This is a genomic window from Morganella morganii, assembly GCF_019243775.1.
In the GTDB taxonomy this organism is placed as follows: Bacteria; Pseudomonadota; Gammaproteobacteria; order Enterobacterales; family Enterobacteriaceae; genus Morganella; species Morganella morganii.
In genome coordinates, this window is the sequence record NZ_CP069157.1 from 1,488,816 (window position 1) to 1,514,136 (window position 25,321).

The 25,321-nt window shown below is 50.3% G+C and carries 25 protein-coding genes; 16 read left to right on the forward strand and 9 right to left on the reverse strand.

What is annotated here, in order from left to right; all coding sequences use genetic code 11:
• Positions 1 to 4 precede the first annotated feature (4 nt).
• Positions 5 to 1,204, reverse strand: coding sequence for an alpha-xenorhabdolysin family binary toxin subunit A (locus JL661_RS07200; protein WP_004239873.1), 1,200 nt, complete (start codon positions 1,202 to 1,204; stop codon positions 5 to 7).
• 184 nt (positions 1,205 to 1,388) lie between these two features.
• Between JL661_RS07200 and JL661_RS07205 the strand changes: the two genes are divergently transcribed.
• The 6 genes from JL661_RS07205 to menE all read left to right on the forward strand — a co-directional run bounded on the left by JL661_RS07205 (position 1,389) and on the right by menE (position 8,520).
• Positions 1,389 to 2,720, forward strand: coding sequence for an isochorismate synthase (locus tag JL661_RS07205; RefSeq protein ID WP_062771481.1), 1,332 nt, complete (start codon positions 1,389 to 1,391; stop codon positions 2,718 to 2,720).
• 126 nt (positions 2,721 to 2,846) lie between these two features.
• A complete protein-coding gene (gene menD, locus JL661_RS07210; protein ID WP_004239876.1) occupies positions 2,847 to 4,517 on the forward strand; it encodes a 2-succinyl-5-enolpyruvyl-6-hydroxy-3-cyclohexene-1-carboxylic-acid synthase in 1,671 nt (556 codons plus the stop codon).
• Positions 4,514 to 5,287 (forward strand): 2-succinyl-6-hydroxy-2,4-cyclohexadiene-1-carboxylate synthase, encoded by a 774-nt coding sequence (menH, locus tag JL661_RS07215; RefSeq protein ID WP_004235179.1) that lies wholly within the window; start codon positions 4,514 to 4,516, stop codon positions 5,285 to 5,287. Before menD ends, menH begins: the two co-directional genes overlap by 4 nt.
• Positions 5,288 to 5,300: 13 nt before the next feature.
• A complete protein-coding gene (gene menB / locus JL661_RS07220; protein ID WP_004235182.1) occupies positions 5,301 to 6,158 on the forward strand; it encodes a 1,4-dihydroxy-2-naphthoyl-CoA synthase in 858 nt (285 codons plus the stop codon).
• Positions 6,158 to 7,129 (forward strand): o-succinylbenzoate synthase, encoded by a 972-nt coding sequence (gene menC, locus JL661_RS07225; RefSeq protein WP_004235184.1) that lies wholly within the window; start codon positions 6,158 to 6,160, stop codon positions 7,127 to 7,129. The genes menB and menC overlap by 1 nt, the downstream gene beginning before the upstream one ends.
• Positions 7,129 to 8,520, forward strand: a complete 1,392-nt coding sequence (gene menE, locus JL661_RS07230; protein WP_062771483.1) for an o-succinylbenzoate--CoA ligase — start codon at positions 7,129 to 7,131, stop codon at positions 8,518 to 8,520. Before menC ends, menE begins: the two co-directional genes overlap by 1 nt.
• A gap of 61 nt (positions 8,521 to 8,581) precedes the next feature.
• On the opposite strand, the gene JL661_RS07235 is transcribed toward menE, so the two are convergent.
• Positions 8,582 to 10,024, reverse strand: a complete 1,443-nt coding sequence (locus tag JL661_RS07235) for a catalase (RefSeq protein WP_015422776.1) — start codon at positions 10,022 to 10,024, stop codon at positions 8,582 to 8,584.
• A 296-nt stretch (positions 10,025 to 10,320) separates the two neighbouring features.
• Here JL661_RS07235 and JL661_RS07240 point away from each other — a divergent pair, with 296 nt between their 5' ends.
• Positions 10,321 to 10,860: a YfaZ family outer membrane protein gene (locus JL661_RS07240; protein ID WP_004235190.1), complete on the forward strand. Its 540-nt coding sequence runs from the start codon at positions 10,321 to 10,323 to the stop codon at positions 10,858 to 10,860.
• A gap of 64 nt (positions 10,861 to 10,924) precedes the next feature.
• Here JL661_RS07240 and satP read toward each other — a convergent pair whose 3' ends face one another.
• Entirely contained in the window at positions 10,925 to 11,494 is a 570-nt protein-coding gene (satP, locus tag JL661_RS07245) for an acetate uptake transporter (protein WP_004235192.1), read from the reverse strand.
• A 915-nt stretch (positions 11,495 to 12,409) separates the two neighbouring features.
• On the opposite strand from satP, the gene JL661_RS07250 reads away from it, so the two are divergent.
• Positions 12,410 to 12,610: a hypothetical protein gene (locus JL661_RS07250; protein ID WP_004235196.1), complete on the forward strand. Its 201-nt coding sequence runs from the start codon at positions 12,410 to 12,412 to the stop codon at positions 12,608 to 12,610.
• Positions 12,611 to 12,686: 76 nt separating this feature from the next.
• Positions 12,687 to 12,857 carry a hypothetical protein gene (locus JL661_RS07255; RefSeq protein WP_155275476.1) on the forward strand — a complete coding sequence of 57 codons (171 nt, stop codon included), beginning with the start codon at positions 12,687 to 12,689 and terminating at the stop codon, positions 12,855 to 12,857.
• Between the two features lie 6 nt (positions 12,858 to 12,863).
• Here the strand turns inward: JL661_RS07255 and JL661_RS07260 are convergent, their stop codons facing one another.
• Positions 12,864 to 13,040: a GhoT/OrtT family toxin gene (locus tag JL661_RS07260; protein ID WP_004235197.1), complete on the reverse strand. Its 177-nt coding sequence runs from the start codon at positions 13,038 to 13,040 to the stop codon at positions 12,864 to 12,866.
• Between the two features lie 1,085 nt (positions 13,041 to 14,125).
• Between JL661_RS07260 and JL661_RS07265 the strand changes: the two genes are divergently transcribed.
• Together JL661_RS07265 and JL661_RS07270 are read left to right on the forward strand one after the other, a co-directional pair.
• Complete coding sequence (locus tag JL661_RS07265) at positions 14,126 to 15,580, forward strand: alanine/glycine:cation symporter family protein (RefSeq protein WP_004235201.1); 1,455 nt, start codon at positions 14,126 to 14,128, stop codon at positions 15,578 to 15,580.
• A gap of 164 nt (positions 15,581 to 15,744) precedes the next feature.
• On the forward strand, positions 15,745 to 16,395 hold the full coding sequence (locus JL661_RS07270) for a CatB-related O-acetyltransferase (RefSeq protein WP_004235203.1): 651 nt from the start codon (positions 15,745 to 15,747) through the stop codon (positions 16,393 to 16,395).
• 35 nt (positions 16,396 to 16,430) lie between these two features.
• On the opposite strand, the gene JL661_RS07275 is transcribed toward JL661_RS07270, so the two are convergent.
• Complete coding sequence (locus tag JL661_RS07275; protein WP_004239895.1) at positions 16,431 to 17,042, reverse strand: glutathione S-transferase family protein; 612 nt, start codon at positions 17,040 to 17,042, stop codon at positions 16,431 to 16,433.
• Between the two features lie 193 nt (positions 17,043 to 17,235).
• Between JL661_RS07275 and JL661_RS07280 the strand changes: the two genes are divergently transcribed.
• A complete protein-coding gene (locus JL661_RS07280; protein ID WP_004235209.1) occupies positions 17,236 to 18,063 on the forward strand; it encodes an N-acetylmuramoyl-L-alanine amidase in 828 nt (275 codons plus the stop codon).
• Positions 18,064 to 18,118: 55 nt separating this feature from the next.
• Here the strand turns inward: JL661_RS07280 and brnQ are convergent, their stop codons facing one another.
• The 3 genes from brnQ to JL661_RS07295 all read right to left on the reverse strand — a co-directional run bounded on the left by brnQ (position 18,119) and on the right by JL661_RS07295 (position 21,029).
• Positions 18,119 to 19,441, reverse strand: coding sequence for a branched-chain amino acid transport system II carrier protein (brnQ, locus tag JL661_RS07285; protein ID WP_062771484.1), 1,323 nt, complete (start codon positions 19,439 to 19,441; stop codon positions 18,119 to 18,121).
• Positions 19,442 to 19,598: 157 nt separating this feature from the next.
• Positions 19,599 to 20,405 (reverse strand): sugar-phosphatase, encoded by an 807-nt coding sequence (gene yidA, locus JL661_RS07290; RefSeq protein ID WP_032098396.1) that lies wholly within the window; start codon positions 20,403 to 20,405, stop codon positions 19,599 to 19,601.
• Between the two features lie 240 nt (positions 20,406 to 20,645).
• Entirely contained in the window at positions 20,646 to 21,029 is a 384-nt protein-coding gene (locus tag JL661_RS07295; protein ID WP_015422774.1) for a helix-turn-helix domain-containing protein, read from the reverse strand.
• 208 nt (positions 21,030 to 21,237) lie between these two features.
• Here JL661_RS07295 and mgrB point away from each other — a divergent pair, with 208 nt between their 5' ends.
• The gene (gene mgrB, locus JL661_RS07300) at positions 21,238 to 21,384 is read left to right on the forward strand and encodes a PhoP/PhoQ regulatory lipoprotein MgrB (protein ID WP_025154858.1); all 147 of its coding nucleotides are present in this window, start codon (positions 21,238 to 21,240) and stop codon (positions 21,382 to 21,384) included.
• A 139-nt stretch (positions 21,385 to 21,523) separates the two neighbouring features.
• A complete protein-coding gene (locus JL661_RS07305; RefSeq protein ID WP_004235222.1) occupies positions 21,524 to 22,924 on the forward strand; it encodes an amino acid permease in 1,401 nt (466 codons plus the stop codon).
• A 55-nt stretch (positions 22,925 to 22,979) separates the two neighbouring features.
• Here JL661_RS07305 and pagP read toward each other — a convergent pair whose 3' ends face one another.
• Entirely contained in the window at positions 22,980 to 23,585 is a 606-nt protein-coding gene (pagP, locus tag JL661_RS07310) for a lipid IV(A) palmitoyltransferase PagP (RefSeq protein WP_004235223.1), read from the reverse strand.
• Between the two features lie 478 nt (positions 23,586 to 24,063).
• Between pagP and cspE the strand changes: the two genes are divergently transcribed.
• Together cspE and thiD are read left to right on the forward strand one after the other, a co-directional pair.
• Positions 24,064 to 24,273 (forward strand): transcription antiterminator/RNA stability regulator CspE, encoded by a 210-nt coding sequence (cspE, locus tag JL661_RS07315; RefSeq protein WP_004239901.1) that lies wholly within the window; start codon positions 24,064 to 24,066, stop codon positions 24,271 to 24,273.
• Positions 24,274 to 24,496: 223 nt separating this feature from the next.
• Positions 24,497 to 25,294 (forward strand): bifunctional hydroxymethylpyrimidine kinase/phosphomethylpyrimidine kinase, encoded by a 798-nt coding sequence (gene thiD, locus JL661_RS07320; protein ID WP_062771486.1) that lies wholly within the window; start codon positions 24,497 to 24,499, stop codon positions 25,292 to 25,294.
• The last annotated feature ends 27 nt before the right edge of the window (positions 25,295 to 25,321 follow it).

Genomic DNA, 25,321 nt, shown 5'->3' on the forward strand with positions numbered 1-25,321 from the left:
TTCATTATGCTGCCAGATTAGCGGTATCAAAAATAGCGACGAGTTCTTTTGCATAGCCACGAACACGCTGCCAGGGAAGTGTGATTTTTTTCAGATGCAAAGAAAATTGTAAGAGGCTGTATGCATCATTTATCTGCATAAAGGTATTCAGGGATTCAGTAATTTCTGTCAGCATGACCTGCCACATGAAATCGAGATGATCGACGGCAACATGAGCATCAGTAAAATAACCGTCCAGTGTGCTCAGTTCTTTATCCAGTCTGATAATCAGCTGTTGTATAGCTTGCCGGGAAATAACCTGTTCTTCCAGCTCTGCTACTTCTTCCAGTAATTTATTTTTACGGCGGCGTACCTGTTCGGCGCGGTAACCAAAAATACCCCCTGTGATAATCAGCCCGATAATACCGCCGACCAGACCGGAGAATGAGAGCTTCACAAACTGGCTGTACTCGCGCTTCAGAATTTCAATCTCTTCATTTCTGACCCGTATCTCAGACTGCAGTTCGCGGGTGGTGTCACCATCCCGGTTTTTTAATAATATTTTTTGTTTACGTTTGACTTCATAAATCAGAGACGGAATTTCATTCCCGGATTCATCTGTTCCGCCGGTTAATTCCAGCCGGAAGCGGGAAATGATATTTTTTACCTGCTGTGTTTTTTGCCGTTCTTCCGTAATATCGTCTTTCATGGCAGATAATATTTTTGTCAGTTCTCCGGAAATAACGTTGTCCTGCCTCCTGTAAGTGATATCTTTTAATTTATCCGCGGTTGCATCCTGTAATAAAACTTCAGCCCGGCGGATCACCGGCATTTCATTGATGGCATTCAGAATATAGTTACCGGTTGCCGTAATAGCGGCACCGGCAATTTCAAGATCAATCGCCTGTTGTTTTGTCATGGATTCAACATGCTCCCAGCTCAGAGCATGCTGATGAATATGGACAAATAAATGCTGAATATTATGAGGCTCAAAACCGGGCAGCTCTGTATCTCTGTATCCGATAAACTCAATAACATCTTCTGTTTCCCGGGGAAGGGTCATTCCGTAGTGAATATAACGTTTGATATGAACCAGATCATTATGTGTGAATATACCCGCAGGCCGGAAAGTATCGTCTTCTTCATTCAGAAGTAACTTTAACGTGGCGGGGGCAATTTCATCCGCTGTAATAATCCGGTCAACCGGCATGGTTTGTGTGTGCATAAATATCTCCCTGTAATGAGATACGTAACTCTGTGGTGAATGGGGCCGAAGCAGAATCGGTTTCCGCATTAATTGTTCAAAATGCACAACGGTGACAAGGATAAAAAAGAAGGATGGTTTTAATAATTTTTATCTCACCGTATAATCACAGAGACCCGCGCATTTTGCATATCCGGAGCAAGCAGTGACTCTTTTTTCTGATTTTATTTCTCAGGTCTGTACTGAAATAACGCATAACAAAAATAAACCCGATGGTATTTATCAGTACGCGGTGACTCTGTCGCCATTACTGGCAGCGGTATTACCCCCGTCAGCGCTGACCGGCTGGCTGAATGCGCAGACCTGCTGGCCGCAATTCTACTGGCAGCACCGCGACGGTACAGAAACAGCGGCAGTGTGCGGGGAAGTGTGTCGCTTCACGCATATCAGTGATGCTCAGGCGCTGCTGGATACCTTACCGGCACAGAGTCAAATCCGGATCTGGGGGCTGAACAGCTGGCAGTTTGATACCCCGTCTCCGCCACAGGGTACCGGCGGCAGTTATCTGTTTGTTCCCCGTGCCGAACTGCGGATATCCGGCAGTGAAACACACTTTCTGGTCAATATTGACAGCCGCCGCCCGGCGGAAGAGACCACAGAATTTCTGCGTTCGCTGGTCTGGCAGACAGAAATTCCGGCATTGAACAGCACGGTTATCAGTGCGCGGCATCAGCCGGATGAAGCGGGCTGGACACAGCTGGTGACGGATGCGGTGACAGCCATTACCGGCGGAGAAATGGAAAAAGTAGTGACGGCCCGTAAAACCGCACTGGAACTCTCCGCGCCGGTCTCTCCGGCGGCATTTATGCAGGCCAGTTGTGACTGCAATCACCGCTGTTTTCACTATATGCTTGCCACCGGACCAAATACTGCGTTTGTGGCTTCACCGCCGGAACGCCTCTATTTCAGGGCCGGAGCTCAGTTGTCTACCGAAGCGCTGGCGGGAACAGTGGCAAACTATCCGGAAGATGACCGCGCGGCACAAGCGGCGCAATGGCTTCTGGCTGATAAAAAGAATGTGCATGAAAACAGTGTGGTGGTTGATGATATTTGTCAGCGCCTGCAGGGGGCAGTCAGTGCGCTGGATGTGAGTGCAGCGGCGGTGATCCGCCTGCGCAAAGTGCAGCATCTTTACCGTGTTATTTCTGCCACGTTATATGCCCCCCGTGACAGTGATTGTTTACAGCGTCTGCAGCCGACGGCCGCCGTTGCCGGTCTGCCGCGCAGTGCCGCGCTGGCCTTTTTACGGGATAACGAACCGTTTGACCGTGACTGGTATGCGGGCAGCGGCGGTTATTGCAGCCCGTCCCGCAGTGAATTTGCGGTGTCGCTGCGCTGTGCGAAAATCAGCGGCAGCCGGGTGGATTTGTATGCCGGAGCAGGCATTGTTGCCGGTTCGGATCCGCAGGCAGAGTGGTGTGAAATTGAAAATAAAGCCGCGGGTCTGAGAACACTGCTGGAGAGCGACGCTCACTGATTGTGCAATTTTCTGCTTGCCGGGGCAGAAACCGTGAAATAATCCACCGGTTTATTGAACTACATTAAGGTATTTCCTGAGTCAATCCGTAGACTACGGAGAACTACAGGTCAGGAAAGGTGAGCTATGTCAAACAGTGCATTGAACCGCCGCTGGGCGGAAGTGATTTTGGAGGCGCTGAGCCGTCACGGGCTGCGTCATATCTGTATCGCCCCGGGATCCCGGTCAACACCGCTGACACTGGCTGCTGCCGCCGATGACAAATTTATCTGTCACACCCATTTTGATGAGCGCGGACTCGCGCATCTGGCGCTGGGACTGGCGAAAAGCACCCGGCTGCCGGTGGCGGTGATTGTCACCTCCGGTACGGCGGTGGCAAATCTTTATCCGGCACTGATTGAGGCCGGACTGACCGGCGAACGCCTCGTTTTTCTGACCGCCGACCGCCCGCCGGAACTGATTGACTGCGGTGCAAACCAGGCTATCCGCCAGCCCGGTATTTTTTCTTCTCATCCGTTTGCCGCACTGGCATTGCCGCGTCCGGTTTTTGATATCCCGGCGTCCTGGCTGGTCTCTTCCCTCGATGACATCATGAACCGCCTGCAGCACGGCGCAGCGCATATTAACTGTCCGTTTGCCGAACCGCTGTATGACGATGACGGACAGACCGGCAAAGAATGGCAGGCACAACTCGGCAACTGGTGGCAGAGTGATAAACCCTGGTTGCAGCAGACCCGTTGTACATCGGTGATCAGCGTGGATGACTGGTTCTTCTGGCGGCAGAAAAAAGGTGTGATTATTGCCGGACGTATGCAGGCCGCTGAAGGTAAACAGTTGCGCCAGTGGGCTGAATGTCTCGGCTGGCCGCTGATCAGTGATGTGCTTTCCCAGACCGGGCAACTGCTGCCGCATGCGGATCTCTGGCTGGCATCCCCGCGTTACCGCGAAGTACTGGCTCAGGCGGATGTGGTGATCCAGTTCGGCTCAAGCCTGACCGGTAAACGGCTTTTACAGTGGCAGGCTGCCTGCATGCCGCCGGAATACTGGATTGTGGATACCATCCCGGGACGGCTGGATCCGGCAAATCACCGGGGCCGCAAATTTGAATGCAGTGTCAGCGAATGGCTGGATGACCATCCGGCACAAACCCGCACACCGTGGGCTCCGCAACTGGCGGAATGGACGCGGGCACTGAACACGCATGTTACAGAAACCCTGGGCGATGGCTGGGGCGAGGCGCAGATTGCCTGCCGCCTGCCGGAACTGCTGCCGCCGCAGGGCATTTTATTTGCCGGTAACAGCCTGATTGTCCGGCTGATTGATGCGTTTGCTCAACTGCCGTGCGGTTATCCTGTGTACAGCAACCGGGGCGCGAGCGGTATCGACGGCCTGATTTCCACGGCGGCCGGTGTTCAGCGCGGCAGTGCCAAACCGGCACTTGCTGTCGTCGGGGATATCTCCGCGCTGTATGATCTCAACAGCCTGGCACTGCTGCGTTATACCTCCGGGCCGTTTGTTCTGCTGATCGTCAACAACAATGGCGGACAAATCTTTTCCATGCTGCCGACACCGGAACAGGAGCGTCAGCGCTTTTACTGTATGCCGCAGTCGGTCAGTTTTGCCGGTGCCGCGCAGATGTTCGGCCTCAGCTACAGTGCCCCGCAGGACTGGCCGTCACTGAAAGCCGCCGTCAGCAAAGCCTGGTCACAGCACTCTGCTACCGTGATTGAGGTGGTGACAAACGGCGACGAGGGCGCAAAATACCTTCAGCAGCTGGTCCGTGAGGCAGCACAATGACGGTTCTGGCCGCACAGCGCTGTTATGCGGACAGGCCCGGTCCGTGGCTGGTCTGGCTGCACGGTCTGTGGGGAAATAAAGAAGAGTGGCTGACGGCAGCAGCAGAAGCCGGAAATTATCCCTCATTACTGATTGATTTGCCGGGTCACGGCGGCTCACAATCCGTCCGCGCAAAAAATTTTCCGCATGTCAGTCAGCTGATTGCTGATACCCTGGCCGCACATCAGGCAGACGATTACTGGCTGATTGGCTACTCTCTCGGCGGGCGGCTGGCGATGTATCACGCTGCATACGGTGAGCGGGCAGGGTTGCGCGGGCTGATTATTGAAGCCGGCAACCCCGGGCTTGCCACACTCGATGAGCGCAATGCCCGGCTGCTGCATGATAACCGCTGGGCACAACAGTTACGTGAACGTCCGCTGGCATCGGTGCTGTATGACTGGTATCGTCAGGGCGTTTTTGCTGATCTCAACGAGGTTCAGCGACAGCAGCGGGTAGAGCAGCATCTGCATCATAATGCTTTTGCGATCGCGGATATGCTGTCGGACACCTCGCTCGGGCATCAGCCGCAGCTGGCGGAGAAACTGCATGCCCTGAATCTGCCGCTGCTCTATCTCTGCGGTGAGCGGGACAGCAAATTCCGCGCCATTGCAGAGGCACACCATTTTCCGTTACGGACTATCCAATATGCCGGGCATAACACCCATCAGGCAAATCCCGCTGCGTTTGCGGAGACAGTCCGGACATTTTTATCATTACATTCTGTTTAAGGAACTCACCGCTATGATGTATCCGAGCGAAGAAAAGCTCTCTGCCCCGGTTGAATGGGTCGACTGCACCGGCGATTATCAGGATATTCTGTTTCATAAATCAAAAGACGGTATCGCCAAAATCACCATTAACCGTCCGCAGGTGCGCAACGCGTTCCGTCCGTTAACAGTGAAAGAGATGATCAGTGCGCTGGCGAATGCCCGTTATGATGACGGCATCGGTACCATTATTTTTACCGGACAGGGCGAAAAAGCCTTCTGTGCGGGCGGTGACCAGAAAATCCGCGGTGACTACGGCGGCTACCGTGATGACAGCGGCACACATCATCTGAATGTGCTCGATTTACAGCGTGATATCCGTACCTGTCCGAAGCCGGTGGTGGCGATGGTGGCGGGGTATGCTATCGGCGGCGGCCATGTGCTGCACATGATTTGCGACCTGACCATTGCGGCGGATAATGCGGTATTCGGTCAGACCGGGCCGAAAGTCGGTTCATTTGACGGCGGCTGGGGCGCTTCTTATATGGCGCGGATTGTCGGCCAGAAGAAAGCCCGTGAAATCTGGTTCCTGTGCCGTCAGTACAATGCACAGGAAGCGCTGGATATGGGACTGGTCAACACCGTGGTGCCTTACGCGGATCTGGAAAAAGAAACCGTGCGCTGGTGCCGTGAGATGCTGGAAAACAGCCCGATGGCGCTGCGCTGCCTGAAAGCGGCACTCAATGCGGATTGTGACGGCCAGTCCGGTCTGCAGGAGCTGGCGGGTAATGCCACCATGCTGTTCTACATGACCGAAGAAGGTCAGGAAGGGCGTAATGCATTCAACGAAAAACGCTCACCGGATTTCTCTAAATTCAAACGTAACCCGTAATGCGCCACGCTACACTGTACAGTTTCAGCCTGCCGATGGAGGCAGGCGTTATTCTGCGTAATCAGCGCCTGAAAACCCGTGACGGACTGCTGGTCTGTCTGCGGGAAGATGACCGCGAAGGATGGGGGGAAATCTCCCCGCTGCCGGAATTCAGCCGAGAAACCCTCACTGAAGCACAACAGGCGGCGGAAGCGTGGATTGCGGCCTGGTGTCAGCGCAGCAATCCGGCGGAAAGCCCGCTGCCGTCAGTCGCATTCGGGCTGAGCTGCGCACTTGCTGAGCTGGATGATACGCTGCCGCAGACTCTCAATACCCGCAAAGCACCGCTCTGTACCGGTGACCCGGATGATCTGATCCTTGCGCTCGATGCCATGGAAGGTGAGAAAATCGCTAAAGTGAAAGTCGGGCTGTATGAGGCGGTTCGTGACGGTATGGTGGTCAATTTACTGCTGGAGGCGGTGCCGGATCTGCGTCTGCGCCTGGATGCCAACCGCAGCTGGACCCGTACCAAAGCGGATGGTTTCGCGAAATATGTGGCACCGGAGCACCGCACCCGGATTGATTTTCTCGAAGAGCCGTGCAAAACGCCGGAAGAATCCCTGTGTTATGCGCAGGATACCGGTATTGCTATCGCCTGGGATGAATCTGTCCGTGAACCGGGCTTTACGGTAACAGCACAGCCCGGCGTGGCAGCGATTGTGATCAAACCCACGCTGACGGGCAGTATCGCCCGCTGCCGTGAACTGATCACAGCGGCGCACCGCGAAGGGTTGCAGGCGGTGATCAGCTCCTCGGTGGAGAGCAGTTTCGGCCTGACACAACTGGCCCGTCTTGCCGGATGGCTGACGCCGGATACCCTGCCGGGGCTGGATACGCTCTCCCTGATGCAGTCACAGCTGGTGCGTCCGTGGCCGGGCAGTACACTGACACTGATAACCGCAGATCAATTAACTCAGACAGGACAATGGTAATGACGGCAGCACAATGGCCGTGGGTTGCGCATGCTCAGCAGACACCGGATAAAACTGCGCTGCGCTGTGCGGACTCATCGCTGACATGGACAGAACTGGCAGTTCTCGCGGATGCCCGCGCCGCCGGGTTTTATCAGCAGGGATTGCGGGAAAGTAACTGCGTGGTGCTGCGCGGCAAAAACAGCACAGAGCTGGTAATCGATTTTCTGGCGCTGCTGCGCTGCGGGGCAGTGATTCTGATACTCAATCCCGCATTACCGCGCGGGTTACAGGCAGAACTGGTCGCGTCTCTCGATGCGGATTATGTGTGTGACCGGAGCGACGGTACAATCGCGCTGCCGCTGAAAACACTGGATCCGTCTGTGACCGGCATGGCTCCGCCGGACGTGATCCCGCATCCGAAACGGCTGGCAACGCTGATACTGACCTCCGGATCCACCGGGTTACCGAAAGCCATTGCCCACCGTCCGGTCGCACATCTGGCTGCGGCGCAGGGCGTGGTTTCACTGCTGGACTATCAGGCAGATGACAGCTGGCTGTTATCACTGCCGCTGTGTCATGTTTCCGGACAGGGGATTCTCTGGCGCTGGCTGCTGCAGGGCGGGGAAATGGTTCTCAGGGCGGAGGGGGAAACGCTGGCGGAATCGCTGCGCGGATGTACTCATGCTTCTCTGGTACCAACACAGCTCTGGCGTCTGCTGCAGTCACCGGACACACTACCGCCGCTGCGGGATGTTCTGCTCGGTGGTGCGGCTATCCCTGTTGCGCTGACGGAAGCAGCGGAAGCCCGCGGGATCCGCTGCTGGTGCGGCTACGGTATGACCGAATTTGCCTCAACTGTCTGTGCCAAACGGGCGGACGGCAAACCGGGTGTCGGACATCCGCTGCACGGCAAAGATATCCGCCTGGATGAACAACAGCAAATCCTGGTTAAAGGTGACAGTTTTGCCGCCGGTGTCTGGCTGAATGGTGCACTGCATACACTGCCGTCCCATGACGGCTGGTATCCGACCCGCGACAAAGGCCATATGCAGGACGGTGAGCTGGTGATCGACGGCCGGCTGGATAATCTTTTCTGCTGCGGTGGTGAGAATGTGCAGCCGGAAGTGACAGAAAAGCAGCTTATGTACTATCCGCTGATCACGGAGTGTCTGGTGGTACCGGTCAGCAGCGAGGAGTTTGGTGCTGTACCGGTGTATCTGATCCGTGATTATGATGACTGGACAGACGAACAGCGTCAGCATTTCAGTGACTGGTGCCTGGCGGAACTGCCTGCATTTATGCGCCCGGCGGCCTGCTATGCATTACCGGAAGCGGATGCGGCCGGTGGTATCAAACGCACCCGCGCACCGCTGATTCAGATGGCACAGGAGCGTTTTCACGCCAACTGAATGCATATAAAAAAACCGCTGCGGTCACGGACTGCAGCGGTTTTGTCAGGTTATCACACGATTATTTTTTCAGTTTCGCGATTGCGGCTTCCACACCGGCACCGTATTCCGGATGCACCTGTTTAAACAGTGCTATCTGGCGGGCTTGTGTTTCTTCGGCTGCCTGCACCAGTTCACCGGCGATACGGGCAAACATACGCTGATGCTCGGCGTCGCTGAGTAATTCATACAGCGCACGCGGCTGGCTGAAATAATCGGTATCTTCGCGGTGGTTCCAGTGGTCAGCGGCACCGTCCACAGACAGCGGCGGCTCGCTGAAATCCGGCTGTTCCTGAAAGAGACCGGCACTGTTCGGCTCATACGTTTCCGCATTACCGCTGTTACCGTCAATACGCATTGCGCCGTCACGGTGATAGTTGTGGAACGGGCAGCGTGGTTTATTGACCGGGATCTGATGGTGATTGACCCCTAAACGGTAGCGGTGAGCATCGCCGTAGGAGAACAGACGGCCCTGCAACATTTTATCCGGTGAGAAACCAATGCCGGGAACCACGTTGGCCGGGCTGAATGCCGCCTGTTCCACATCGGAGAAATAGTTTTCAGGGTTACGGTTCAGCTCGAAATAACCGACATCCATCAGCGGATAATCCGCATGCGGCCATACTTTGGTCAGATCAAACGGGTTATACGGTACTTTTGCCGCGTCAGTTTCCGGCATTACCTGAATTTGCAGGTTCCAGCGCGGATAATCGCCTTTCTCGATCGCATTGAACAGATCACGCTGTGAACTTTCACGATCTTTCCCGATTAACTGCTCTGCTTCATCATCCATCAGGTTGGCAATACCCTGCTGGCAGCGGAAATGGAATTTCACCCAGAAACGCTCATTATTGCCGTTGATAAAGCTGTAAGTATGGCTGCCGAAGCCGTGCATATGGCGGAAGCTCTGCGGCAGACCACGGTCACTGACATCGATGGTCAGCTGGTGGAGGGATTCAGGCAGATGAGAGAAGAAATCCCACTTATAAGCCATATTGCGCAGGTTGGTGCGCGGGTCACGTTTCACCACGTGGTTCAGATCCGGGAATTTCAGCGGGTCACGCAGGTAGAACACCGGCGTGTTGTTACCGACCATATCCCAGTTACCTTCCTCGGTATAAAATTTCAGGGCAAAGCCGCGGATGTCGCGCTCTGCATCTGCCGCGCCGCGCTCACCGGCCACGGTGGAGAAGCGGGCAAACATATCGGTTTTTTTACCGACCTGAGAGAAAATTTTTGCGCGGGTAAAACGGGTAATATCATGGGTTACTGTAAATGTACCGAACGCACCGGAGCCTTTGGCGTGCATACGGCGCTCAGGGATCACTTCGCGGTCAAAATGCGCCAGTTTTTCCAGAAACCACACATCCTGTAACAGCATCGGGCCGCGTTTTCCGGCAGTCATGACATTGTTGTTATCAACGACGGGTGCGCCCGCAGCCGTTGTTAATCCTTTCTTTTTCATCACATATCTCCAGTCGGTAAAGGAAAAAAGACACTGATTGCAGAAATTGGCGCGATGTGCAAAATCAGCATGGTAAGTCATAAATTGCACTGAGCATTGTTGTTTTTATCTGTATTTATAACTTGGTATAAAATATAGCACTGTCATAAAAAGAATGTGTCGATTTGATGGATTGGTGTGACCTATTGATGGCGGATATAGATAACTTTACATAAAAATCAGAATATTAACTTTCAAACGGTGACAGTTTCGGGGAAAATGCCCGAAACCCTGTCTGAATTTATGTGGTGGCAAAAATGAAAAAATATAAAGCAGCTGTGGCTGCAACACTGATGCTTGCGGCAGGTGCTGCAAACGCAATCTCTATGGATGTTGAAGCCGGTAAGAAATTTACTGATATCAATGTGGGCTTAGGTGACCCGTACTCCGGTCTGTCATTTGACGGTAACTGGGCGCGCAGTGATCACCAGGGGCAGTTAGGCGGCGCGCGTGCCAAATTTGCTTTCCCGCTGGGCCCGGTTTCCGCGAGTGTCGGCGGTAAAGCGGTTTACATCGACCCTGAAGTGGGTAAGAAAGGTATGGCCGTGGCTCCGGGTGTCGGTGTGGCATGGAGCATTCTGCCGTCAGTACGTGTTTACGGTGAGTTTTACGGTGCGCCGTCAGGCCTGACTTCCGGTAACGACTCTTATAAAGAAGCGGATGTCGGTGCAAACTGGACAGTATTTGCCCCGCTGAATGTCAAAGCCGGTTACCGTAAGATTGAAGTTGAATCCAACAGCGGTCATGAAAACCGTATTGCGGATGGCGCTTATCTGGGCGCGGGTCTGAGTTTCTGATCCCCGTTTTGCAGACAAAAAAACCCGTTCACTGAACGGGTTTTTTTATACAGAAATCGTGTCATCAGGCGTGACGTTCACCGATTGGTAAAATTGTCCGGCCATACTGTTCATTCAGAACTTCAGCCATTGCCAGATAAAATGCAGTCGCACCACATAAAATACCTTCATAACCGGCAAATTTCAGTAATGCGGCATTACCGGTAGCATTACCGATAACGAGCAGGGCAAATAAAATCACCAGTAAAAAGAAAACCGCGCGCAGTGTCAGGTTTGCTTTCAGTGTGGCAATAAACATAAAGAACGAGAAAATACCCCACAGTGCCAGATAGACAGCCAGGAATTCATGACTGGTTGCTTCACCGAATCCCATTGACGGCATCAGCAGTATGCCGACCAGACTTATCCAGAAAAAGCCATACGACGTAAAGGCAGTCGCACCGAACGTATTTCCTTTCTTAAATTCAAAAATACCCGCGATGACCTGCGCAATACCACCGTAGAAAATCCCCATGCTCAGAATAACAGAAGCCATCGGGAAGAATCCGGCGTTGTGGACATTCAGCAGGATAGTCGTCATACCAAATCCCAGTAAGCCCAGCGGGCCTGGATTCGCAATACGGTCAGAGCTCATAGAACCTCAATCAGATAAATAAAGGAGAGACACACTATTCAAAGGCGCGGATGATAAGGGGAAATGTACAGAAATACAACTATAAAAAACTGATTTTTGCAGGGTAAATGTTAAATATTAATATATTGTAAAACAAGATGTCTTGTTTACGGCAGATTTGTTTAAAAATATGGCAGATCGGGTGTGTTTACCCGCTGTTCAGAATAACCTGTTTTTTTGACCGGTAATAAGTGTATTCAAATTATGATTAGGCGTAATTACGATGAAATATTTTATTATCTTATTTAAATAAGGAAATAAAAAATAATAGTATGGCTTAGCTGATTTATTACTGTTATTAATAAAAGAATGATTAACTAAAGTATCATAACTACGTATTAAACGAGTGGTATATATCGGTTAATACTTATATGCGTATATTGTGTAAATACCTTTATTTCCACACAAACGGTAAAGGAATAATGTGAATCACTGCCTGTTGAGGGAGTATTGAGATTTTATATGATTATAATAATCCATAAATGAGTATGGCGAAGTGATTTAATATATTTTATTTGCCGGGAAAAAGGACGTTATTTATGCGGGTAAAAATTTATAAATTTATGTATTTAAATAGCGAAAAAGCACATATCACATGATATAGTATTAACCAATAAACAACCGAAAAGTAACAATTCGTAGCAATGATAACACAAAATTAGTATAACTATTTGATAGTAGTTAATTTTCGCTGTTTTCAAAAAAATGTTCTCCGGAATAATATGTTTTTCTTTGAACATTAAACGTAATGTGACGATAATAAATCACAGGGAATTTTTAGATAATTCTTACCGGGGTGTCAGTCAACAGCAATTCCCTGATGTCTTAATTAAAGACGGAAAGGCAGTAGTTATATTAAAATAAATAGGCACAAATATGATTTCAGAACGAGTTAGCGACGCATATGTTTATGGCGAAATTTGCCAGGCAATCGGCAGAGCCGCTGTCCTTTTATGCAAAAGTGGCGAGCCGGTTACTAAAGAAGCCATTCAGGTGATGCTGGAAATATATTGGGAACAGCAGAATGATGACTTTATGAATGTCATCTATGAAAAAGCCATCAATGCACTGGACTGATTGTTATCAGCCATTATTCTCAATAAAGGAGAACTCAGCCGCATAATCCCTCCCTTTTTGTGGTTGCGGTTCTCTTTTGTTATTCCGTCTTTTCCTTGCCCGTCATATCCGCCGCCGTATTTGTCAGCGCGGCTACACACGGGTACCTGAAATAAATGCATTATGGCAGCAGCATGGCAGTTTTCTGACATGGGGGCGGCTGATGCTTTTTTGTCTGGTGATGACAGCGGGAATATTGTGGGTTTAAAACCTGTCAGAACAGAGAGAATAAAATAACCACCGGTAATGACATCGGCCAGGTGAGGGCTATCAGCAGGCAACTGAGCAGGCGGAAAAACGGGTTCGGATCTTTTGTCAGGAAAAAAGTCAGAATGAATGAAAGAAGACCACCTGTTGCGTAGATAGTCAGTAAAATCTGTGCAGAGGACATAACGGTTACATTAGTTAAACTGATGCGGGTAGTGTACCTCACCCCGCGTGATAAATCATGGCGGATCTGCTGCCGGCACCGGAATTTTTATGATTTTCCGTGCCGGCAGCGGTGTTTTACAGCCCGGCTGATAAGAAAATGCTCCCGTAAGGGAGCAAAAATAAAGAAAAATAACGAAGAAATGCACGATTATCTGTTCTGATAATAATGATTAATGACAAAATTACTACACGGTTATTCCTGTCTTTATGCTGAATGCCGGGTCGGATCACATTTTTAGTCGTCGTAATCAGATATAGCAGACAAAAAAATTGCCGGTCAGCTGACCGGCAAAAATATATTAAGAGCAATGTATACAATCCGGTATATAACAGATTATATAACGCTATGTTAGCGGAAACGGGTCTGTGGTGAAAGCTTTTTTTCACAGGAGTGTGTTACAGAGCAAAGTTTGGCCCGGAATCAGAGCCCGCCTGAGGTAAGCAGTGATCGGCAGGCTGACGGGCATCCCCGGTGTTGCTGCATGTTTCAGGTAATGAAAAAAGGTATATTATTTTGTAATAACCGACGTTTTTATTTCACGGTTTAATTTTTTATCTGAATTTTATTATTATCATTTCTGTTTTTCTCTGTGAGAACTTTAAATTATCCAATTCTGTAAAAATAACGATTAATTAAGAGGGATATTTTAATATTGATTTAATCATGTGTTTTAATATCAGAAAATAAAACAGAATAGGGCGCTAAATTGAAAGTATCAGTTAATGAATAAGAATATAAAATAAAAAAATTATAACATCATGAAAACAAAGGCGTTATGTGTGTTTTGGATAGATTTCATTGAGTTGATAGTTCGGATTAAACGCTGTATTAATGCGAAAAAGTAACGCTGATAAATAGAACAAAAAAAAGAAATAAAAAAATATACAGGGAAATATTTCTTATGGTAAAGTCGGGCTGATTCTTAATAAGAGGTGTCTTTTTTTTAAACAATCACTGTCAGATATGACAACACGGATACTACCTGTCATTCGTTAAGGGGCTTATTCGCCGCAAATCAGCACAGCAATATAAGAGGTATAACTTTGACCGATATAATTAATACATTAAACGGACTGCTCTGGAACCACCTGCTCATCTATTTATTACTGGGTATCGGACTGTACTTCACATTTCGTACCGGATTTATCCAATTCCGTCACTTCGGACACATGTTCAGCGTGCTAAAGCACAGTAAGAAATCGGATAAATCCGGCATCTCGCCGTTCCAGGCGCTTTGTACAAGCCTGGCCGCGCGGGTCGGTACCGGAAACCTGACCGGGGTGGCTATCGCCCTGACTGCCGGTGGCCCCGGTGCTATCTTCTGGATGTGGGTGGTCGCCCTGATCGGGATGGCAACATCCTTTATCGAAAGCACACTCGCACAGCTTTATAAAACACGGGACGACCAGGGAAATTATCGCGGCGGACCGGCATATTATATGGAACGCGGACTGAAAGCCCGCTGGATGGGCGTGTTGTTTTCTGTCTTCCTGATCATCGCGTTCGGGCTGGTCTTTAACGCGGTTCAGGCTAACTCGATTGCCCAGGCGTCCAAAATGGCCTTTGGTGCGGATGCCGGTTATGTCGGTGCCCTGCTGGTGGTTATCTGCGGCGTGATTATTTTCGGCGGTCTGCGCTCGATTGCCCGTGTGGCAGAGCTGGTGGTACCGGTGATGGCGGTTGCGTATCTTATCCTTGCTTTCTGGGTAATGGGGCATTACGCCGAGCGTCTGCCGGATGTCTTTATGCTGATAATAAAAAGTGCCTTTGGCTTACAGGAAGCCGTGTCCGGTGCTGTCGGTTACGGTGTGGCGCAGGCCATGATTAACGGCGTGCAGCGCGGTCTGTTCTCGAATGAGGCCGGTATGGGCTCCGCACCGAATGCAGCCGCATCTGCCGCACCGTTCCCGCCGCATCCGGTTTCTCAGGGATATGTGCAGATGCTGGGGGTCTTTATGGACACACTGGTTATCTGCAGTGCCACCGCGATGATTATTCTCTCCTCAGGTGTACTGGATAATCCGCCGGGCGATATCAACGGTATTGAGATCACACAGCTGGCGCTGAGCTCGGTTGTCGGCAGTTGGGGATCCACCTTTGTGGCGGTAGCTATCTTCTTCTTCGCCTTTACCTCCATTATTGCCAATTACGCTTATGCGGAGAGCAATATGGTGTTTCTCGAGCATAAACACACCAAAGGGTTGTTTGTGCTGCGTCTGGCGGCGCTGGGAATGGTGATGTTCGGGGCACTGTCAGAAATGCCGCTGGTCTGGAAAATGGCGGATTTCTCGATGGGGCTGATGGCGGTGACTAACCTGATTGCTATTCTGTTGTTATCCGGCGTTGCATTTAAGCTGGCGAAAGATTATAACCAACAGCGCAAAACGGGGAAATTACCGCAGTTTGATATCAACCTTTATCCTGAAATCCGTAAACAGGTCGAAGACGGCATCTGGGAAGAAGTACCGGAACCGCTGGTCGAACAAAAGGTTAACTGATGATGACACCCGCGTTTGCGGGTGTTTTTCTGTATGGGAGAGAATAATGGACAATCCCCGGCTGAAACGGGCGAGGATAACCCGGCGTGATGTGCTTTGAACGCGAGTGCATCACCACAGAATAGCGTTCTGTGGTAACTATCCATTAAATAATGAGATTTACCATGAAACAAAAGCATTGGTCCGTTTGCGAACGGCTGCATGAAACCGTCACAAACCCGAATATTCATATTAAAGGTACGCACAGTTATTACAGCGATTGCTGGGATAATGGCTTTGAAGCCTCTGTTGTCCGTTATTTACAGGGCGATGAAATCAGCCGCGACTGGCAGCTCAGCTGGAAAGTGGATGAGCTGTATATCGGGGATTATGTCTGTATCGGAGCAGAAGCCGTGATCCTGATGGGCGGCAATCATACACACCGCCATGACTGGTTCAGCCTCTATCCGTTTCCGGATATGATTGATGAGGCTTATACCGGTAAAGGGGATACCCGGATTGGTGATGGTGCCTGGATAGGCATGCGGGCCATGATTATGCCCGGTGTGACTATCGGGGAGGGCGCGGTGATTGCCGCGAACAGTGTGGTTGTCCGCGATGTCCCACCCTATGCTATCGTTGGCGGTAATCCGGCTGCCTTTATCCGCAGCCGGTTTGATGAAAGTACCATCCGCGAATTGCTGGCGCTGTCTCTTTATGACTGGCCGCAGGCGAAGTTTGATGCCCTGAAACCGCTGATTTGTTCGGCAGATCTTGCCGGGCTGAAAGCAGCGTCAGAACAGTATGACATAAGAGAAAAACTCACTCAGTCATAACTGACTTATTGAATACCCGCTGCGGCGGGTATTTTTTATCGTGCGTTTTCAGCCGCCTGTTGTTCCCGCTGACGGGCACGTTGCAGCGCCGGGCGCTTTTCCAGCTCGCCGGTGTAATGCACCAAATCCTCTGACAATACAAAGCCCAGCATCATTGCCCAGCGTGAGATATGAAATAAGAAGATATCTGCCACAGAAAAATCATCATTGCACAGCCATGTTTTTCCGCTGATCTCCTGCTCAATCACCTTAATTGCCCGCAGAAAATCCGCTTTTGCCGGTTCAATTGCCCCCGGCTGCCGCATAGCTTCAGGCAGAACCACGGCGTGTCTCAGTATGATCCAGAGCGGACCTTCCAGCTCCGAAATAATATAGGCAAGCCACTGATTTACGATGGCCTGTTTTTTCGGATCCTGCGGGTAAAAGCGGCCATTGCCGTAGGTTTGTGCCAGATAAATGCAGATAGCGGAGGATTCAAAAATAACCAGACCGTTATCAGACAGTGCCGGGACTTTCTGGTTTTTCCCGGGGACCTGCTTTTCAGCAGACATCACATCGGTAAAGTGACACTGATAATCAAGACCCAGCTCTTCTGCCATCCAGGTGGCGCGGATTGAGCGCGACTTCGGGTAGGTGTAAATATCCATTTTATTCTCCGTGTGAATAAAAAGCTGAAAAACATCATGATGATTCGCTTTCAGAGCATAGCACTGCCGCAGTGAAGTCGTCATAATACACGGCCGTGATATTATGTCCGTTGTGAATAATGCGGTCGTGATATTTCCGGGAAAGGGGCTGTACCGGCATTGTGCCGGATAACATTGTACAGGACAAAGAAAGATGTGGCGTAGTGTGTGTCTGGTGTGTGCGCTGATACTGACAGGATGCAGTAATCAGAGCCAGTATATTGATCGCGGTGAGTATATTGTTGATCAGCGAAGTATCAAAGAGCCGTGGCTATCCAAACCGAATAATTATCTGGTTTTCCATTATACCGCACTGAATGATGAGGCATCGCTGCGTGTGCTGACTGCCGGCGGGGTGAGTGTTCAGTATCTGGTGCCGACAATCCCTGCGGTACGTGACGGTAAACCGGTGGTATTGCAGTTGGTGCCGGAGGGCAATGAAGCCTGGCATGCGGGGAAAAGTCACTGGCGCGGGGAAAGCAGCCTGAATAAAAGCTCGATCGGCGTGGAAATTGTCAATCCGGGCACAGTGAAAATGTCTGTCGGGCAGCGCTGGGTGCCGTATCAGACTGCACAGATAGACCTGATTGTAAAACTGGCACAGGATGTGATAGCGCGGCATAACATTGCCCCGCAGAATGTGGTGGGGCACAGTGATATCGCGCCGCAGCGCAAACTGGACCCGGGCCCGATGTTCCCGTGGGAATATCTGGCAAAACGCGGGGTCGGCGCCTGGCCGGATGCTTCTGATGTGAAACGTTTTCTCGGTAACCGGCATCCGTCGGATAAAATCAGTGTCGGTGAATTACAGCAGGCACTGAAAAAATACGGCTATGAGATTCCGCTGACCGGTAAGGCTGACGGGAAAACCCGCAATGTGATTAAAGCGTTCCAGATGCATTTCCGCTCTCACAAGGTGAACGGGGAAGCGGATGCGGAAACCCTGGCACTGGTGAAAGCATTGCTGAAGAAATATAACTGACAACGTATCAGCGGCAGGAATAAAAAAGCCCGGTCAGATAACCGGGCTTTTGTGTTTACGCGGCCGCATCCGGCTGTGGTTTTGCCGGTCTCATATTGCCGGCAACAAATGAGATGATAAAGGCAATCACGCCCGGCAGTAACCAGCCGATCCCTTCCTTAAACAGCGGCATCCGGTGTAACACTGCCAGCACATTTTCACTGAGCAGACCGATGTTATTCAGGGTGTCGAACGCACTCATCACCACCAGCACCGCGACAGTAAAGCCGTAGGTAAAACGCGGATTACGCATTTTGCGGCGGGCAAACTGCAGGAACACCAGTGCAACGGTGGTCGGGTAGATCAGCAGCAGCACCGGAATGGTGACGCGCAGCAGTGTATCAAGGCCGAAGGTGGAGACAATGGTGGTCAGCAGTGTGGATACCACCACCCAGAAACGGTAGTCCAGACGCGGGTTGAATGTCGCGAAGAAATCCGCACAGGCACTGGTTACGCCGACAAAGGTGGTCATACTGGCGAGCAGCACGATACCGCACATCAGCCAGGTACCGAGCGCGCCGTAAAGGGCATCGACATAGCGGGAGAAAATCTGTCCGCCGTTGGTGGCGGTCTGTGAAACCGCATCACTGGTCGCACCCAGGTAGAACAGACAGATGTAGAGTGCAGCCAGCAGGCCGACCGCAATCAGCCCGGCTTTGATAGTGATAACCACCACGTCCTGCGGTGAGGTTATCCCGCGTGATGCCAGCGCGCGGGCAACAATACCGCCGAACGCCATTGCGGACAGCACATCCATGGTCTGATAACCATCGACAATACCGGAGAAGAACGCAAAATCCACATACTGATTGATCGGTTCATTAATCGGGGAGAGCGGGGTGCGCACCACGGCGATCCCCACGGCAACCAGCAGGAACAGCAGGGCCGGGGTCATAAATTTACCGATGGCACTGATCATCGTTCCCTGTTTAAGCATAAAAAACATAGAAACGAAGTTAAACACAAAGGCAAAAATCAGATGGCTGGCGGTGCTTTTCTCAACGAAACCGAGCGGCAGAAAACCCAGCTCATATGCGGTGTTGGTGACACGCGGCATGGCGAATGTTGAGCCGAGGATCAGATAGAGCGCCACCCAGAATGTCACAGAAACCCAGCGCGGCAGATCGACAGAAAGCCGCTCACCACGGCCTTTGACCGCAACAGTAATCAGGGTAAGAAACGGCAGAACGACGCCGGTGACGATAAATCCGAGGGAGGCACTGAACCAGTCAGTTCCCGAGTGATAACCCGCCATCGGAGGAAAAATTATGTTGCCCGCACCCAGGAAAAGCGCAAAAACCATCATCCCGAGAACGAGCATGTATTTTGTTGAAAACATAAAACAACCTGTACATGTTAAAATTAAATACTGTGATTTAGTTATTTTTTAAATGAAACCGTTAAAATAGTAACAAAATGCAGGTTGATTAAAAGACTCAGAAGAGTAAACGGAACAAATTCACTAATTAGGGGAATTTGAAAAAATATAATCCCGGTCACACAAACTTTTCTATGGCTGCCGCGACGCCATCTTCATCATTTGAGGTTGTCACATATCCGGACTTTTGCTTAATGTGGTCGGCGGCGTTGCTCATTGCGACACCCACTCCGGCGTACTCCAGCATGGAAATATCATTGTTCTGATCGCCGATACACATGACTTTGTCCGGCGTCAGCCCCAGTTTTTCGGTGATTAGCGCAACAGCCTGTCCCTTCGTGGCGTTTTTGGCCGAAATCTCCACAAAATGCGGCGCTGTCCGCAGAATATTATAGCTGTCAAAGGAGACCTGCGGGATATAACCGGCAGCTTCATTCAGGCGCAGCGGGTTATCAATCATCATAAATTTGCTGAACTGCATTTCGCTGTCCATTTCCGCCAGCGGACGATAGTGCAGCTGTGTTTGTGTCAGGTACGCATCCATCAGGGTGTAGTGGCTGATGTCACGGTTTGTTGTGAACATTTCACCGTTACTCAGCACATGAAAATGCACGTTAATATCCCGGGCCAGCGCCTCAAAATAGCGGTAATCCTCAAAATCCATCAGCGTTTCAATTACGGGCTCGCCGGTTTCGGCATCATGGATCACCGCACCGTTGTTACTGATGCAATAATGATTTGCTTTATCCAGCCCAAGCTCCCGGAGGTAGGGCAGAATGCCGTTAAACGGGCGGCCGGACGTCAGGATAACATGCAGACCTTTCTCTTTTGCGCGGGTGACAGCAGCACTGACAGCGGGGGTAATCTGATGGTGAGAGTTAAGCAGGGTGCCATCGAGGTCAATGGCGATAAGTTTTACGGACATGCAGGCTCCTGAAAACAGCGGCAACAAAATAACAGACAGTTAAAATGTTATGCCGCCATTTCGGGGGGATGTCAATAAAACCGCCTGTTGCGCGATAAGATTGCCGTTATTCATCAAAAACAGCCGGATACACCGTATGTTGTGCTGTGACAGGGATTTGTCCTGCCAATCTGAATGCTGAATAAGATAGCTAAAATCATATGGCTAAATATAGTTTTGTTATTAATTGTTTAAGTTGCCTTAGTTACAGTCATGACTGAAATGCCACGGCTCTTTGATATCCAGAGTGATATCCGGGTTCTGGCGGTAGTCGTAAGGGGTGATGTTATATTCTTTGCGGAACATATAGGTGAAATGAGATTGCGACCCGAAACCGAAATCAAGGGCGATATCAAAGATAGTCTGTTCACTCCGGCGCAGGGCGTTAACCGCACCGGCCAGACGGCGCTGACGGATGTATTTGCCGAGCGAGATCCCGGCAACTTCTTTGAAGATCTTCTGCATATGCCAGAGCGAGTACCCGGAATAGGCAGCCAGTTCTTCGAGGTGGATAACACGACCTGTGTGGTTTTCTATCCATTTACTAAGTGCGCACACAAGTGCGACATGATTATCTTGCGGCATTGATGATTTCGGCTCAGTTTCAGGGTTTTCCAAGTATACAAGTTTATTTCATTATGACAAAACAGGGTGTTATCTGTTTATGCGCTTCCTGCTGATGAAATGAATTTTTTTGGTGAAACAGCACACTCATTCCGCTAAAGTATGTGACGATACCGGAATGTAACGAAATCTTTTAAACGGGTATAATTCAGATGAAAATAGGCGAAACATGAAAAAAATCATAATTATCCTGCTGCTGATTGTTGCCGGTGTATTTTTTTATATTGCGGCGCTCGATAAGTACTGTGATCAGCGTGAGGATTTTATGCTGGGAATCTGTGAAATTACGAAATTTATTCCGTCAGACAAGGGCTGAGTTTTGCCTTTTCCCTCTGATTATCTTGTTGCTAACGGTATTCAAGGCAGCAAAATGATGTTTTAATAACGGGCTTAAACTTTTCAGGATGCAGTGATGCACGACGCAGAATAATAATATAGCCGTTACAGAGGATCTAATGTCAGAAGTACAGCAGGAGCAGACGCTCAAGCGCGGATTAAAAAACAGACACATACAGCTTATCGCATTGGGTGGTGCTGTGGGTACGGGGCTGTTTCTGGGAACAGCCACAACGATTCAGATGGCAGGGCCTTCTGTCCTGCTCGGTTATGCAGTCGCCGGGTTTATCGCGTTTCTGATCATGCGCCAGCTTGGTGAGATGGTGGCGGAAGAGCCGGTTACGGGGTCATTCAGTCACTTTGCCCATAAATACTGGTGTGGTTTTGCCGGCTTTTTATCCGGCTGGAACTACTGGGCAATGTTTGTTCTGGTGGGCATGGCGGAACTGACGGCAGTCGGCGAGTATATTAAATTCTGGTGGGATGTCCCGACCTGGGTCTCTGCGGCGATCTTTTTCGTGCTGATAAACCTGGTAAACCTGGTAAACGTTAAGGTTTACGGGGAAACTGAATTCTGGTTTGCCATGATCAAAGTGGTGGCCATTCTCGGCATGATTGCCTTTGGTGCTTATCTGCTGATCAGCGGTAACGGCGGCCCGCAGGCGTCTGTCAGTAACCTCTGGGAGTTTGGCGGATTTATGCCGCACGGCTGGGGCGGACTGATTTTCGCAATGGCGATCATTATGTTCTCTTTCGGCGGACTCGAACTGGTTGGTCTGGCGGCAGCGGAAGCGGAAAACCCGCGTTACAGCATTCCGAAAGCTATCAATCAGGTGGTTTACCGTATCCTGATTTTCTATATCGGTTCCATTACCGTTATCCTTTCTCTCTATCCGTGGACAAAAATTGTCGAGAACGTCAGTCCGTTTGTGCTGATCTTCCGTGAAATCGGCCATGCCTTTGGTGCTGCGGATTCTGTGCAGGGCAATATCAATCTGTGGATTGCTCATGTGCTGAACGTGGTGGTACTGACTGCCGCTCTCTCTGTTTACAACAGTGGTGTTTACAGCAACAGCCGCATGCTCTACAGCCTGGCACGTCAGGGTAATGCGCCGGCATTCCTGAAACGCATCAGTCCGCGTGGTGTACCGGTGAACTCGATTATTCTGTCCGGTCTGGTCACCTCAGTGGGGATCCTGATCAACTATCTGCTGCCGAAAGAAGCGTTCTCGCTGCTGATGTCGCTGGTGGTTACCACACTGGTGATTAACTGGATCATGATCTGTATCTCCAACCTGAAATTCCGTCAGGCGAAGATGAAAGAGGGTGTGGAGCCGTTCTTTAAGGCACTGTGGTATCCGTGGGGCAACTATATCTGTCTCGTGTTCCTGGCCTTTATCCTGGTACTGATTGCCCTGATGGATGGTCTGCGGATTTCAGTGATCCTGCTGCCTTTCTGGATTGGCTTCCTGTGGCTGACATACCGCTATTATGAACGCCGCCGTGCAGCGAAAGCATAATGTCAGGCAATAAAAAACCGGGGAAAAATCCCCGGTTTTTTATGTTTAAAAAGGCTTAAAACTGCCAGCGGGCCCACATAAACAGGACGTTACCGTTATTGTAAGTGCCCGGAATATAAGTGGCCTGAATCGCGAGGCGGTTATATTCCACCGACGCCAGCGGCAGCGGTACCGGGATCGGGATATAGTGATAGTCATCCCGCGCCGTCACGCCAATGGTAAAGCCGACACCGGCTTTGAAACCATCCTGCCCGTGCGGCATCCACATCTTCTGGAATCCGTAACCGACAATCGGCTCCCATTTATTGTGTGAATCCTTAAATGCCATGGCGTACAGGCTGTGCCAGTCATTATCCTCATCATAGTAGGACTTGCCGAACCCGGCACCCCACGGCTTTTCATTGTATTTATCAGTTTTTTCTTTGTCGTAGGTCAGGCGGTTATGCCATGTCCAGAACGGGACATATAAATCATACTGGTCTGATTGCCAGACGTTGGTAACGTTGCGTTTAAACGTTCCCCACAGTCCTTCTGAAGCTGCAGTATCATTTGTGACGCTGTCACTTTGGTGTGTGTCCTGTTCCTGTGCTGCTGCGGGCTGTGCGGCCATCAGCAGAGAGGTGAGCGTCAGGGCGCTGATTGTGCTTAAAGAAAGCTTCATGAATGACTCCTGGTGTGACAATAATCATTTATCCTAAAACGATTATTTTGCTCATAACAAATGATGCTAATTAGTAGACAACAATTATAGTAACATAGATTTCATATTATTTTTATACTGCTAATCCGGCTTAAATCTAAACAAAATATCAACGGCTACCGGAACCAGGCAGATTCTTAGTCCGGAAATAATGAAGTAAGGCAGCTTATCGTTCTTGCAGGAAAGGAACAAAGTTGTAATTTTTTTATATGTTTAAACACAAGCGGTTATCAATTTTCCGTATAAATTTACCTGAACATGTTATTAATATTTCTAAATATGTGCACCAGATCTTCCCGCTGAAAAAATCGCTTGATTTCCGACCTGTCCTATGTGATAACTCAAATGGGTAAACGAGGTACGCTTCTGTTTTTTAAGCAGTAACGACTAGTTTGTATACGCCGGTTATCGGCAAATTTGTAGGATAGGAATTTTATCAATGGCTAAACTTAAAGGCACCGTTAAGTGGTTTAACGAATCAAAAGGTTTTGGTTTCATCACTCCAGCTGATGGCAGCAAAGACGTGTTCGTTCACTTCTCTGCAATCATGACCGATGGTTTCAAAACACTTGCTGAAGGCCAACAAGTTGAATTTGAAGTGCAGGATGGTCCTAAAGGCCCTGCTGCTGCCAACGTCACTAAAGCATAATTATCTCCGGCAATAAAATTGCCCCTGATAGTTGGTTTTACCAGCGTGGTCAACGCGACAGCCTGATAGCCGTTTTAACGACGAGTGTATATCACTGACGCAAATTCAGACCCTGTGCCCTTGCGGGCATGGGGTTTTTTATTGCCTGTTATGCGGTGGTTTCCTGTCACCGGATGCGTATAATTCACTATACAGAGTGGTACAGCAAAACAGGAGATATCAGGTGAGAATCAACGCATTAACCATTGCAGGAACGGATCCGAGCGGCGGCGCGGGTATCCAGGCAGATTTAAAAACCTTTTCTGCACTGGGCGTTTACGGCACCACGGTAATAACAGCGCTGGTGGCACAAAATACCTGTGGCGTAAATTCTGTTCATTCTGTTCCGCCGGAATTTGTCGCAGCACAACTGGATGCGGTACTGACGGATGTCAGAATTGACAGCGCCAAGATTGGTATGTTGTCTGACGGCGGCGTGATCCGCACCGTGGCTGAGAAACTGCGTCAGTATCCTGTGCCGTACGTGGTACTGGATACAGTCATGCTGGCGAAAAGCGGCGATCCGCTGCTGAAAGCCGAAGCGGTTGATTTACTGATCTCTGAATTATTACCTCACGTTTCGGTTATTACCCCCAATCTTCCCGAAGCGGCGGCATTGCTGAAAACGTCCGTCGCCACAGATGAAAAAATGATGCTGCGGCAGGGCGAGGCACTGATGGCCGCCGGGGCAAACGCCGTATTGCTGAAGGGCGGACATCTGGATAACGCCGAAAGCCCTGACTGGCTGTTTCTGCCGGATGGCCGCCACCGCTTTACCTCAACCCGTATTCCGACCAAAAACAGCCATGGCACCGGCTGTACATTGTCTGCGGCAATGGCGGCACTGCGGCCTCAGTGTGCGGACTGGGCGGAAACCACGGAGGCGGCAAAACAGTATCTGCACGGGGCGCTGGCGGCGGCAGACAGCCTGGAAGTGGGGCACGGACATGGCCCGGTTCACCATTTTTATCAGTGGTGGTGATATCACACGATAATTGGTGTATATTGC